The sequence below is a fragment of the Microcystis aeruginosa FD4 genome (assembly GCF_009792235.1).
GTDB lineage: Bacteria > Cyanobacteriota > Cyanobacteriia > Cyanobacteriales > Microcystaceae > Microcystis > Microcystis viridis.
This window is the reverse complement of record NZ_CP046973.1, coordinates 4,584,286-4,597,133: the sequence shown is the minus strand read 5'-3', so window position 1 is coordinate 4,597,133 and position 12,848 is coordinate 4,584,286. Positions and strand designations below refer to the sequence as shown.

The window sequence follows — 12,848 nt, the reverse complement described above, 5'->3', positions numbered from 1 at the left end:
ATAGCTAGAAAAAATTGCTTGCGGGGATAATCTAAATGACTGTAAAGATCGCTTATCTGGGGCCAGTGGGAACCTATTCAGAAACAGCCGCTTTAGCCTATGCTAATAGTTTACCACCCCAGCCTCGTCAATTAATACCCTATCCTAGCATTGCCCTGGCCTTGCGATCAGTTGTCCAAAATCAGGCCGATTTAGCAGTGGTTCCGGTGGAAAATTCCACCGAAGGAAGTGTGGTAATGACTCTTGATGCTTTATGGCAATTACCCGGGTTACAGATTCAACAAGAATTAGTTTTACCGATTTCCCATGCACTTCTATCTCCTAAGCAATCGCTAACAGAAATTAAAACTGTTTATTCCCATCCCCAAGCTTTAGCCCAATGTCAAAAATGGCTAGAAAACAATTTACCTACCGTGCCGATTACTCCCACCAATTCTACCACAGAAGCGATTCAAATTCTCGATCGAGAGGCTAATTCGGCCGCTATTGCTTCTCCCCGGGCGGCAAAACTCTATCATGTACCAATATTAATACAACCAATTAATGATTATCCCGATAATTGTACCCGTTTTTGGGTAATGGCTTTAACTTCCCATCCCCAAGGTGAGCGAATGTCCCTCGCTTTTCAAGTTTTAGATCAACCCGGTGCTTTAGTGAAACCCTTAGAAGTTTTTGCCAAACGTCAGCTTAATTTATCTCGAATCGAATCGCGACCAACTAAACGATCTTTAGGGGAATACATATTTTTTATCGATCTAGAAATTAATCTGGATCAACAGCACTTAATCGCGGAAACTTTAGAAGAATTAACCAATTATACCGATGCGATCGAGGTTTTTGGTGCTTATCAGGTGGTTAATTTACCTGTAGAAAGTTTAGAGGAATTATAAACTAAATTCCCCAGAAATTACAGGAGTTAAATAGAGATATTTTAGCTTTTAAGAGCGGGAATAATCGGCAAAGATGAGTTTTCCTCTAGTGGGGTAAAATCAAGCTTTTTTTCCCCCACTAGAGGAAGAATAATTTCCACAGTTGTTCCTAAACCTTGACCTTGACTAGAGATAGTAATATCTCCCCCCATCATTTTCATCAAATTCTTAGAAATAGCTAATCCTAAACCCGTACCGCTAAATTTTCTAGTTGTGGAACCATCAATCATCACAAAAGGTCGGAATAATTTTGATTGCTGCTGGGGGTCTATACCGATTCCTGTATCGATTATAGTAATAATAGCCTGTGGCTGTTCTAGGTGAGTTATCAAAGAAATTGTGCCTGTATCAGTAAATTTAATTGAGTTAGAAATAACATTCAAAATTACTTGTTTTAATTTAGGGGGATCAGCATAGACTATAGAAATTTCTGGACACAAAAGTAGATTTAATTTTAAGTGCTTACGTTGCAGCGATGCTGTTTGTAAATTAATAACTTCATTGATAATTTGGTGTAAATCTACTGGTTCAGGATTAACGGAAAGTTTGCCCGCTTCTATTTTAGCAATACTGAGGATATCATCAATAATTCCTAAAAGATGTACGGCTGAATTATCCGCTTGTTGCAGATATTCTTTTTCCTCCTCCTCACTATTACAAAATCCATCGATAACACAACGAATTGAGCCAATAATACCATTGAGAGGGGTGCGTAATTCGTGGGAGGTATTCGCCAAAAATTGGTTTTTTAATTGATTAGCATTTTCTGCTTCTTGCCAACTCTTAACTATTTCCTCTCCCCAAAGGCGTAAACGTTCGAGCATTTCCTCTAGGGCTGAGGCTAACTGATTAATTTCTCGAATATTAAAGTTTTGTGGTGTAATATTTTGCGAAGGAACTTTCTGAATATTTAAGGCATAATCTCGCAGTTTTTCTAAAGGTATAGCTAAATCCCTGGCAATCAGTACAATAGCTACTAAATAAGCTAATAATAAACCAGAAATCAGATAAAAAATTGCCTCCCAAATTTGTTGTAGAGGAGCGAGAGCTTGGGAGAGGGGACTAATGGCTAAAACTATCCATTTTTGCGATGATTCTCCCGTAACTGGACTGGGGAGGGAACTATAACCTGCGACTAATTCTTTGCCATATTTCTCGAAAGAAAATAAATGGAGAAATCTCTGTTGACCTCTAACAGCATTACTGATGATCAGATTGAGGCGGTCCGCATCAGCTTCTTGACTGATATGGCTACCAATGCGATCAAAATAGGGATGAGCGAGAATAATGCCATTTTCAGAAATAACCACAGGATAACCTGACAAAGAACCGGGTAAAACCTTCTCACGGTAAAGTAGAGAAGTTTGCAGAATCAGACTAGATTGTAATTGTCCTTGATTATCGTAGATGGGAACGGCAAAAACTAATTCTAATTGACGATTATTATTGGGAGACTTGGTTAGAAATTGTCGGGGTAAACTTCTAACTAAAATATTTTCGATATTACCAGCAAAGCTAGTCCGTTTTTCTGTCCATCTTTCTAGAGGCAAAGCTTTGATAATTTCTGGTTCACAGGCTTGATTTAATAAAGATTTCTTGGTCTTAATATCAATTAATTCCACACAGTTAATCTGATAAGGAAGCGGCGCTGTGAATTGTTGTAAAAAAGCTTTTTTTTCGGCTAAGTTTCCCTGTTTTAAAACCAGACTTTCCCCCGCAGTGATCAGATTGGCCAGCAAAAATTGAATTGATTGGTCAATATTGTCTGCTTTTCTGATGGCACTTTCGGTGAGATTTTGACGGGCCGTTTCCAAAAAAGCCGATCGCGCCTTACGATAGGTGATATAAACCCCTATCAGTAGTACAGGAACACTAACCAAGAGTAAGCGAGAGAGCAGAATACGACGAAAGGAGGATTGACCGATAGGCATAGGCGGAAATTAGTTTGATTCTTGCTATCAAACTCCAGACTATACTAGCCTATTAACCAATCGGACTGGGTGATATCCCTCATCATTTGCCATGAATCGTCCTCACACCACCGTTATTTTAGCCATGAGTGCCGATGGTAAAATTGCCGACGCATACCAGTCAGCGGCCAGATTTGCTTCTGCTACCGATAAAATGCGTCTAGAACAACATTTATCGCGCATGGATGCCGCTTTATTCGGTGCTAACACCCTGCGCGCTTATCACACCAGTCTTCCTATCCGTCATCCCGATTTTCTCGCATACCGTCAACAACGGGGATTATCTCCGCAGCCGATACAGATCGTTTGTTCTCATTCAGGCCAGCTTGATCCCCGGATGAAATTTTTTCAGCAGCCTTTCCCTCGCTGGTTAATCACGGCAGCGGAAAAAGTGGCAGCATGGGAAAATCGGGATTTATTTGAGCTTGTCTTAGTTTGCGGTGATTGGAAGGCTATTTTTAGTCAATTTACCCTTTTAGGTATCAAAAAGCTGGCGATTCTGGGAGGAGGTGAATTAATTGCCTCTCTTTTAGCTGAAGATTTAATCGATGAAATCTATCTAACTATTTGTCCGTTGCTGTTAGGAGGCAATAAAGCGGCAACTCCCCTGGGAGGGACTGGATTTATGGCTGATTCTGCCAGAAAATTACGACTTTTGAGCGTGGAAACCCTGGAAGAAGAAATTTTCTTACATTATTCCCTTCAACGGCAGTCCCATAAATCTCAAAACTAGATTACCTTAAATAAAAAGGTTGACTTATCTTGTCCCATGGTAGAACAGCTTAAACCCCAATATTCTGTCGCTTGGATTGATAAAATGAGTGAGATTCCCCAACAAAAATGGGATGCTCTCGCTCAACCCCTAACTACTCCCTTTCTAGAGTGGGAATGGTTACATAATATCGAAACTTCTGGCAGCGCCACGGGACGCACCGGGTGGCAACCTGCTCATCTAACAGTTTGGTGCGGTGCTGAGTTAATTGCCGCCGCTCCTTTGTATATTAAAAGTCATAGTTATGGTGAATTTGTCTTTGACCACCAATGGGCAGATCTTTCCCATCGTTTGGGGATTAGATACTATCCGAAACTGTTAGGAATGACCCCTTTTACTCCTGCGGTGGGTTATCGTTTTTTAATTGCTCCGGGGGAAAATGAACTGGAGATTACTGCTTTAATGATAGCGGCGATTGATCATTTTTGTGATCAAAATAATCTGTCGGGTTGTCATTTTCTTTTTGTCGATCCCCAATGGCGAATTTTCATGGAAAATTTTGGCTTTACTCCTTGGTTACACCATAGTTATATCTGGAATAACAAAGGTTTTCAAAGTTTTGAAGATTATCTGACAGCTTTTAATGCTAATCAACGCCGCAATATTAAACGGGAACGGAAAGCTGTGACTAATGCGGGGTTAATTATTAAAACTCTGGCTGCCGAAGAAATTCCCCATCATTTGTTCCCGTTAATTTATCGGTTTTATAGCAGTACCTGTGATAAATTTTACTGGGGAAGTAAATACCTGACACACAAATTTTTTGAACAATTATATCCGAATTATCGTCAGCGAGTGGTTTTGATTACTGCCTATCAGAATGAAAAGGATACTAAACCCGTGGGTTTATCTTTTTGTATTCGCAAAGATACTAATCTTTATGGTCGTTACTGGGGCAGTTTTCAAGAGTACGACTGTTTACATTTTGAAGCTTGTTACTATCAACCGATCGATTGGGCAATTAGTCAAAATATTACCATGTTTGACCCCGGTGCGGGAGGACAACATAAAAAAAGACGGGGTTTTCCTGCCACTGCTAATCACAGTTTACACCGTTTCTATCACCCTAAAATGACTCAAATTCTCCGCAATTATATCCAAGAAATTAATCAAATGGAACAGGAAGAAATTGAGGCAATTAATCAAGATTTACCCTTTTCTAAGAGAGAAATTGAGTTGAACGAGTAATTTAGATAGGGTTTGTCTCTATTAGTGCAATCAACTATGAATACGAGGTTCTGGGTGCAGAGTAATGAGAATTTCACTTTCGATCGCCCCTAGGGTTTCTAAACGTTGCTCGATCACTGTCCGTTCAAAATAATCCGCTGCTAAGAGCCAATAAATACCATAATGACGCGCTTCGGAAGCCATGAGACTGCGATAAAATTTGCCTAAATCGGGATCGGGACAATATTCTCCCAATAAACCCAATCTTTCGTGGGAACGCGCCTCGATTAAAGCTGATATTAGCAGCGAATCCAAAAGGCGATCGGGTTCTTGGTGACGAATCTGCGCCTTTAATTTAGCACCATAAGGGGGAGAATTCAAGGGAGCGAGGGGAATTCCCCATTTATCTAACCATTGATTTACCTGTTCAAAATGTTCTAATTCCTCTTGTGCGATCGCTGTTAATTTCCGCACGAGGGAAGCGTAGGAAGGATAACGAAACATGAGATTTAAGGCCACTCCTGCTGCTTTTCGCTCACAATGGGAATGATCGAGCAGAATAATCCCTAAATTATTAATTGCCTGTTCTATCCAATCCTCAGAGGTAGCAGTGACCAATAAATTAATCTTTCCCATCGTCGCTGATTCCAATTTGCTGCATCTTTCACCCTAACCCAAAAAGTCGAACATCTGCCGAAAAAAGCAGACTTTGCCATTCTAAAAGTACGGGTATCGGGATATGAAGATGACGGGGATTGTCTAGGGGTAGGGAAAGTTCGATCGCTTCGGTAACGGGTAGCTGCGGTAAGATATCCTGCATCTCGTATTGACCGACGTTAGCTCCTGGTGATTTTTCGCCAAAAGCATCCTTAGCCGTTAAAATTTCGCCTTTAGTCGTGGTTATCGTCAATCTTTCTCCATGGAGAAACTCAATCCCTTCAGGAAATCCCACCAAGCGCAAACTAATTTCTACAGTTTCCCCATCTTTAACTCGTTTGAATAACACCACCTGCCAAGGACTACCAGTATCATCGCGCAAACTATGACGGGATTGAGACAACAGCTGCCCTGGCCCTTCTAGCTGTTGTCGAGTTAGAGCTAGTGCAGACAAGGAAAAATCAATTTCAAAGCTGATAAACAGCAAAAAACTCACGAGAAGACAAAATAATAAGAGAAATCGTTTCATAACTTTATTGACATAATAGATAAAATATGATAGCAACTTTGTCCCTTTAGCCAAGCTAAGGCAATTATATCACTATATAGTTAATTATTCGGGAAGAGATGCTGTCAATGTAACTTAAATGCGTAAAAGCTGATCAAAAACTAAGGACACGGCTTCTGTGATAGCCTAGATGATCGGTGAAGCATAAACACGGCCAATCAATCAGATGGATTTTTTACTGGAAGTCGGTACAGAAGAACTACCCGCAGATTTTGTCGATAGCGCGATCGCACAATTGCAGGAAAGAGTTAGCAAGAGTTTAGAGACGGAATCTCTGAGTGCTACTGCTATTCAAGTTTACGGAACCCCGCGCCGTTTGGCCGTGTTAATCACAGGATTACCGACGGAGCAAGAAGCTCGCAGCGAGGAGATAAAAGGACCGCCAGTTAGTGCCGCCTACAAAAATGGTCAAATTACCCCCGCTGGTGAGGGTTTTGCTCGAAAACAGGGAGTTAGCACCGCTGCTTTCTCCATTCGTGCCACGGACAAAGGAGAATTTGTCTATATTGAAAAAACGATTCCAGGTCGTCCAACAGCCGAGATTTTAACTGAATTAATTCCCCAATGGATTACCCGTTTGGAAGGAAGACGTTTTATGCGTTGGGGAGATGGAGATTTAAGATTTCCCCGGCCAATTCGTTGGTTATTAACTTTAGTGGATGGGGAAGTTTTACCCCTAGAATTAATTAATGGCTCTACCACTTTAACCAGCGATCGCTTAACTTTTGGTCATCGCATTCTACACCCGCAATCTTTAGCCATTAGTCATCCCCAAGCATATTTAACCAGTTTGCGATCGATTTTTGTGGAAGCGGATCCGCAAGCGCGTCAACAGATAATTACCGCTCAGATTACCACCCTGGCAAAAAAACTCAAGGGAGTGGCAGAAATTCCGGCAGATTTATTAGCAGAAGTGACTAACTTAGTCGAATATCCCACGGCAATTGTCGGCAAATTTGACGATGAATTTCTCGAATTACCCCCAGAAGTAATTATTACCGTGATGGTGACACACCAGCGTTATTTTCCCGTGAAAATTCAACAGGGTTTGTCACCCTATTTTATTACTATTTCCAATGGCGATCCCCAGAAATCTGAGATGATCTCTGCGGGAAATGAACGGGTTATCCGCGCGCGGTTAGCGGATGCCAGATTTTTCTATACTGCCGATTGTGATGAACCCTTAGATAGTTTCCTTCCCCAACTGGAAACCGTCACTTTCCAAGAAGAATTGGGAACCATGCGCGATAAAGTCGATCGGATTATGGAAATTGCCCAGATGATCGTCGAACAGTTAAATCTCGATGAACAAAGTCGCAGTGATATAGAGTCCACTGCCATGCTTTGTAAAGCGGATTTAGTTACCCAAATGGTCTATGAATTTCCCGAATTACAGGGAGTAATGGCCGAAAAATATGCTTTAATTAGCGGTGAATCGGCTATAGTTGCCCGGGGCATTTTTGAACATTATCTGCCTCGCAATGCTGGGGATATACTCCCGGAAACAATCACCGGTCAAGTGGTGGGAATTGCCGATCGATTAGATACTTTAGTCGGTATTTTTGGACTGGGAATGCTGCCCACTGGTTCCTCAGATCCCTTCGCTCTCCGTCGGGCTGCCAATGCAATAATTAGTATTATCTGGTCGGCAGATTTTAATATCAATCTTTTGGCATTAATTGAGCAAATAGCTCAGGATTTTGTTACCTGTCATCCCGATAAACAGAACCCCATCAATCTGATTAAAGATTTCTTTTTACAACGTCTGCAAACTCTCTTAATTGATGATTTGAGGATAGATTATGATCTCGTTAATGCAGTTTTGGGGGAAAACGATCCGGAGTATAAGTCTCGCGCTTTGGAAAATTTATTAGATACCCGTGAACGCGCTCGCTTTTTATGCCAAATTCGTCAGGATGGTCAGTTAGCCAACATCTATGAAACCGTCAATCGCTCGACCCGTTTGGCACAAAAAGGAGATTTAGATACAACTACCTTAGAAACCAAGGCAATCATCAATACAGAGTTATTTGAACAATCCTCAGAACAAGCATTTTATGACGCTTTAATTGCCCTAATTCCCGAAACTATCAGCGCAAGAGAGCAAAGAGATTATCAGCGTCTTGTCACTGCTTTAACGGCAATTTCTCCCGTGGTGGCTGACTTTTTTGATGGCGAAAATAGTGTGTTAGTCATGGCCGAAAAAGAATCTGTCCGTCGCAATCGTTTAAATCTCTTGGGTTTATTGCGAAATCACGCCCGAGTCCTAGCAGATTTTGGGGCAATTGTCAAGGGATAATTCAGTTATCGGTTATCGGTTATCAGTTTACTGTTTACTGTTTACTGCTCACTGTTTACTGATTACTGTTTACTGCTCACTGATAACTGAAATGGCCGATTCTGAACTACAGCAACAAGTCCAAAGATTACATCGACTGACGGTATGGGGTCGTTGGTTATTCGTGTTGGGTTGTTGGTTAGGGATTGGTTCGGTTAGTTTATGGGTTTTATGGGATGATATAGCTTTAATGCGGCAATATTTTACTTGGACAGCCGTGAGATACGCTTTAGCTTTCAATTACTGGGCTTCTCTCGGTCTAGCCTTTTGTGTTGCTATTACAGGAGCAGTATTAGTCTGGCAAAGTCGCAACATTATTTTAGGACTTTCCCCCAGAGAAAAACTGCGCTTAGAGCAACAGGTGCAGAAAATTCAGGCCAAAGGGCCGGGTCATCCCCTCGGGCGCTGGATATTAAAAAGCAGGAAAAAAGATTTACAATGATAGAGCTTTGCTGAAAGCTGACGGCTAGAATCCCCACTAGATATAATTCTTTACTCAACAAATATTGACATTTGAATCCACTTATGACCGTGACTCCCCAAGCTCCTCCGAAAACTCGCCGCGTGGTTTTTCCCTTCACCGCTATTGTCGGCCAGGAAGAAATGAAATTATCCCTAATGCTCAACGTCATCGACCCCAAAATTGGCGGGGTGATGATTATGGGGGATCGAGGTACGGGAAAATCGACCACAATTAGGGCTTTAGCTGACCTTTTACCAGAAATTGACGTAGTTGCTAACGATCCCTTTAATTCTGACCCCAATGATCCCGATTTAATGAGCGATGAGGTGCGGCAAAAGGTGGATGAAGCCATTCCCTTGACCATTGCCAAGAAAAAAGTCACTATGGTAGATCTGCCCCTCGGTGCGACGGAGGATCGGGTCTGTGGCACGATTGACATCGAAAAGGCCCTGTCAGAAGGGGTAAAAGCTTTTGAACCGGGTTTGCTGGCCAAAGCTAACCGCGGCATTCTTTATGTGGATGAAGTCAATTTACTTGACGATCACCTCGTCGATGTGCTATTGGATTCGGCCGCTAGTGGTTGGAATACGGTGGAACGGGAAGGAATTTCCATCCGTCACCCGGCCCGGTTTGTTTTGGTGGGATCGGGCAACCCAGAAGAAGGAGAATTGCGCCCACAACTGCTCGATCGCTTCGGAATGCACGCGGAGATTCACACCGTCAAAGAACCACCTCTACGGGTCAAAATCGTGGAACAGCGTGCGGAATTTGATGGCAATCCGATCTCGTTTTTAGATAAATACAACTTAGAACAGGAAGAACTGCAAAGAAAGCTAGTGGAGGCCCAAAATCTTTTGCCGTCCGTTGAGCTTGATTACGATCTGCGGGTGAAAATTTCCGAGGTTTGTTCCGAGTTAGACGTGGATGGATTGCGCGGCGATATCGTTACCAATCGCGCCGCTAAAGCTCTGGCCGCTTTGGAAGGACGGACAACTGTGACGGTAGATGATATCCGTCGGGTAATTGTTCTCTGTTTACGTCACCGTTTGCGGAAAGATCCCTTAGAATCGATCGATTCTGGTTATAAAGTTTTGAAAGCTTTTAATCGCGTTTTTGGATTAGAGGAAAATTCCTAAATCTAATTCACCCTCTCCCCGAAGAGAGGGTTTTTGACTGGATTTAGAGATGAAGACCAAAAAGCAGTAGATGTGGGCAAATAAGCTAGAGTTCTATCGACCGCTGTTATCCTCTGGGGGAATGTCGACCCACTTTCCGCACTTCTTAACATTCAATTGATAATTTTTACTAATATATTGCTGACAACTCTTTGCCAGTAACGATTATAGCTACAATCAGGGATTTTTATCAAGGTGAAGAATTGTAAATTTCTTTCTCAGAAAAAATCAATGATTGAAAATGTTCTCAATAGTAGTTTCTACAATGAAGGTTTTTTGTCAAAACATCTTGGGGAATGTAAAAATATATAAAAGTATATGAAGATGTGCGGAATGTCGGCTCTAAAGTTGTCCCTTCAAAATTTGACAGGAGATAGTTCTTGCGGCTCGACATATAGACTAAACTCTATGGTCAAGCTAACAATTATTTGTTAATTGAATCTATACAACCAGCAAAACCCTTGCTATAATCGACAATATATGGTAATAGACCAATTCCATCCACTGCATCGGTATCCCCAAAGTTGATCAACCTCGCTTTGTTTTAAGGTAGGCTAAGGCCTGCCTTACTTTTTATCAGTGATCAGTAACCAGTAAGCAGAAAATTGCCATTGAATAGCGATCACCGCTCAGACTGTCCACGGAAACCTCAAATCTGATCACTGGTAACTGATCGCTGATAACTGATCTGATCCCCTAGCGTGATAAGCTGAGTATTGGCTAATTTTACAAAAAATTAAGACTTTCCCCTTGTGGGAGTTATCAGCTAAAACCCAGAGTAGACATAAACAATGGTAGCGACAACAGAAACTAACGTTGGTAAAATCGTCCAGATCATCGGTCCTGTCATCGATGCCGAATTTCCCAGTGGCAACCTGCCCCGTATTTATAATGCCTTAACCGTAAAAGGAACTAACTCCGCCGGTCAAAATTTATCCGTTACTTGTGAAGTACAACAGTTACTCGGTGACAACCAAGTGCGCGCCGTTGCCATGAGTACCACCGATGGTCTAGTGCGCGGTATGGATATCGTGGACACCGGCGCAGCGATTAGCGTTCCCGTGGGTAAATGCACCCTCGGTCGGATTTTTAACGTTCTTGGTGAACCCGTGGACGAAAAAGGACCGGTTAACGTCACTGAAACCTCTCCTATTCACCGTCCCGCTCCCAAATTAGTCGATCTTGAAGTAACACCGACGGTTTTTGAAACTGGTATCAAGGTAATTGACCTGCTCACCCCCTACCGTCAAGGTGGCAAAATCGGCCTCTTTGGGGGTGCTGGTGTGGGCAAAACCGTCATTATGATGGAATTAATCAACAATATCGCCATTCAACACGGTGGTGTCTCGGTTTTTGGCGGTGTGGGGGAAAGAACCCGCGAAGGAAACGACCTCTACAACGAGATGATCGAATCGAAGGTAATCAACGCTGATAACCCCGAAGAATCGAAAATCGCCCTCGTTTACGGTCAGATGAACGAACCCCCCGGAGCGAGAATGCGCGTCGGTCTCTCCGCTTTGACCATGGCCGAATATTTCCGCGATGTCAACAAGCAAGACGTACTCTTATTTGTTGATAATATCTTCCGTTTCGTGCAAGCTGGTTCGGAAGTATCGGCGCTCCTCGGTCGGATGCCTTCTGCGGTAGGATACCAACCCACCCTCGGCACTGACGTAGGCGACCTGCAAGAGCGGATCACCTCTACCAAAGAAGGATCGATCACTTCTATCCAAGCGGTCTATGTACCCGCAGATGACTTGACTGACCCCGCTCCTGCTACTACCTTCGCTCACTTGGACGGAACCACTGTACTATCCCGTGGTCTGGCTTCCAAAGGTATCTATCCGGCGGTAGATCCCCTCGGTTCCACCAGCACCATGCTCCAAGCTGATATCGTCGGTGATGAACACTACGGCACCGCTCGCGCCGTCCAATCTACCCTGCAACGCTATAAAGAGTTACAGGACATCATCGCTATTCTCGGTTTAGACGAATTATCGGAAGAAGATCGTCTCACCGTTGACCGCGCTCGCAAAATTGAGCGTTTTCTCTCGCAACCTTTCTTCGTGGCCGAAGTGTTCACCGGTTCTCCTGGTAAATACGTTACCCTCGCTGATACGATCAAAGGCTTCCAGATGATCCTCAAAGGTGAACTCGATCGCTTACCCGAACAAGCGTTCTATATGGTTGGCAGTATCGATGAAGCGATCGCTAAAGGCGAAAAACTCAAAAAAGGCTAATTAAAAGTCAGTAGTAACCGCTAAACGCGGTTACTAAACCCAGAAATCTGCCAAAATTATCGTTATTATCACCCATGAGCATTACAGTACGGGTTATTACACCCGATCGCATTGTCTGGGATAACGTGGCCGAAGAAGTAATCCTACCCAGTTCCACAGGACAATTAGGTATTCTTAGCGGTCACGCTCCTTTATTAACTGCCCTGAATATTGGCGTAATGCGAATTCGACCGGGGAAAGACTGGGAAAATATCGCAGTTTTGGGCGGTTTTGCCGAAGTCGAAAATAATGAGATCAAAGTCCTCGTTAATGGGGCGGAATTAGGCTCAAAAATCGATAAGGAAAAAGCTCGCGCCGAATACGAACAGGCCCAAACTCGTCTCGATGAAGCCAGCAAAGGGGATGACCGTCGCAAAACTATCCAAGCGCAACAATCATGGCGCAAAGCTCGCGCTAGATACCAGGCCGCCGGCGGTTTAGTATCGGTTTAAACCCAACCAAATCAAATTAAATTAAAGCAAAATCGGGCGGGTTTATATAAACCTACCCGATTCTTTTTCAGTTATCAG

General features: G+C 42.9%; 11 protein-coding genes. 8 read left to right on the top strand and 3 right to left on the bottom strand.

Translation table 11 applies throughout. The annotated features are described in order from the left end of the window. Positions 1-35: 35 nt before the first annotated feature. Positions 36-890 carry a prephenate dehydratase gene (gene pheA, locus GQR42_RS22915; protein ID WP_158201743.1) on the top strand — a complete coding sequence of 285 codons (855 nt, stop codon included), beginning with the start codon at positions 36-38 and terminating at the stop codon, positions 888-890. A gap of 41 nt (positions 891-931) precedes the next feature. On the opposite strand, the gene GQR42_RS22910 is transcribed toward pheA, so the two are convergent. Continuing rightward, the gene (locus tag GQR42_RS22910; RefSeq protein ID WP_158201742.1) at positions 932-2,860 is read right to left on the bottom strand and encodes a sensor histidine kinase; all 1,929 of its coding nucleotides are present in this window, start codon (positions 2,858-2,860) and stop codon (positions 932-934) included. Between the two features lie 91 nt (positions 2,861-2,951). Here GQR42_RS22910 and GQR42_RS22905 point away from each other — a divergent pair, with 91 nt between their 5' ends. Both GQR42_RS22905 and GQR42_RS22900 read left to right on the top strand, forming a co-directional pair. After that, positions 2,952-3,632 carry a RibD family protein gene (locus GQR42_RS22905; protein WP_158201741.1) on the top strand — a complete coding sequence of 227 codons (681 nt, stop codon included), beginning with the start codon at positions 2,952-2,954 and terminating at the stop codon, positions 3,630-3,632. 36 nt (positions 3,633-3,668) lie between these two features. Further along, positions 3,669-4,859: a GNAT family N-acetyltransferase gene (locus GQR42_RS22900; protein ID WP_158201740.1), complete on the top strand. Its 1,191-nt coding sequence runs from the start codon at positions 3,669-3,671 to the stop codon at positions 4,857-4,859. Positions 4,860-4,889: 30 nt separating this feature from the next. Here the strand turns inward: GQR42_RS22900 and GQR42_RS22895 are convergent, their stop codons facing one another. Together GQR42_RS22895 and GQR42_RS22890 are read right to left on the bottom strand one after the other, a co-directional pair. Continuing rightward, entirely contained in the window at positions 4,890-5,474 is a 585-nt protein-coding gene (locus tag GQR42_RS22895) for a tRNA-(ms[2]io[6]A)-hydroxylase (RefSeq protein WP_158201739.1), read from the bottom strand. A gap of 28 nt (positions 5,475-5,502) precedes the next feature. Continuing rightward, positions 5,503-6,024 (bottom strand): DUF3122 domain-containing protein, encoded by a 522-nt coding sequence (locus tag GQR42_RS22890; RefSeq protein WP_158201738.1) that lies wholly within the window; start codon positions 6,022-6,024, stop codon positions 5,503-5,505. A gap of 205 nt (positions 6,025-6,229) precedes the next feature. Between GQR42_RS22890 and glyS the strand changes: the two genes are divergently transcribed. The 5 genes from glyS to atpC all read left to right on the top strand — a co-directional run bounded on the left by glyS (position 6,230) and on the right by atpC (position 12,770). After that, the gene (glyS, locus tag GQR42_RS22885) at positions 6,230-8,362 is read left to right on the top strand and encodes a glycine--tRNA ligase subunit beta (protein ID WP_158201737.1); all 2,133 of its coding nucleotides are present in this window, start codon (positions 6,230-6,232) and stop codon (positions 8,360-8,362) included. Positions 8,363-8,453: 91 nt separating this feature from the next. Further along, positions 8,454-8,843, top strand: a complete 390-nt coding sequence (locus GQR42_RS22880) for a hypothetical protein (RefSeq protein ID WP_158201736.1) — start codon at positions 8,454-8,456, stop codon at positions 8,841-8,843. 83 nt (positions 8,844-8,926) lie between these two features. After that, complete coding sequence (gene bchI, locus GQR42_RS22875; protein WP_158201735.1) at positions 8,927-10,000, top strand: magnesium chelatase ATPase subunit I; 1,074 nt, start codon at positions 8,927-8,929, stop codon at positions 9,998-10,000. Positions 10,001-10,830: 830 nt separating this feature from the next. Then, on the top strand, positions 10,831-12,279 hold the full coding sequence (gene atpD / locus GQR42_RS22870; protein ID WP_002786548.1) for a F0F1 ATP synthase subunit beta: 1,449 nt from the start codon (positions 10,831-10,833) through the stop codon (positions 12,277-12,279). 74 nt (positions 12,280-12,353) lie between these two features. Further along, entirely contained in the window at positions 12,354-12,770 is a 417-nt protein-coding gene (gene atpC, locus GQR42_RS22865) for an ATP synthase F1 subunit epsilon (protein ID WP_002786547.1), read from the top strand. The last annotated feature ends 78 nt before the right edge of the window (positions 12,771-12,848 follow it).

Coding starts and splice junctions, on each gene's coding strand:
- GQR42_RS22910 (WP_158201742.1), bottom strand. CDS start 2,860: ATGCCTATCGGTCAATCCTCCTTTCGTCGTATTCTGCTCTCTCGCTTA.
- GQR42_RS22895 (WP_158201739.1), bottom strand. CDS start 5,474: ATGGGAAAGATTAATTTATTGGTCACTGCTACCTCTGAGGATTGGATA.
- glyS (WP_158201737.1), top strand. CDS start 6,230: ATGGATTTTTTACTGGAAGTCGGTACAGAAGAACTACCCGCAGATTTT.
- GQR42_RS22900 (WP_158201740.1), top strand. CDS start 3,669: ATGGTAGAACAGCTTAAACCCCAATATTCTGTCGCTTGGATTGATAAA.
- GQR42_RS22880 (WP_158201736.1), top strand. CDS start 8,454: ATGGCCGATTCTGAACTACAGCAACAAGTCCAAAGATTACATCGACTG.
- atpD (WP_002786548.1), top strand. CDS start 10,831: ATGGTAGCGACAACAGAAACTAACGTTGGTAAAATCGTCCAGATCATC.
- bchI (WP_158201735.1), top strand. CDS start 8,927: ATGACCGTGACTCCCCAAGCTCCTCCGAAAACTCGCCGCGTGGTTTTT.
- GQR42_RS22905 (WP_158201741.1), top strand. CDS start 2,952: ATGAATCGTCCTCACACCACCGTTATTTTAGCCATGAGTGCCGATGGT.
- atpC (WP_002786547.1), top strand. CDS start 12,354: ATGAGCATTACAGTACGGGTTATTACACCCGATCGCATTGTCTGGGAT.
- pheA (WP_158201743.1), top strand. CDS start 36: ATGACTGTAAAGATCGCTTATCTGGGGCCAGTGGGAACCTATTCAGAA.
- GQR42_RS22890 (WP_158201738.1), bottom strand. CDS start 6,024: ATGAAACGATTTCTCTTATTATTTTGTCTTCTCGTGAGTTTTTTGCTG.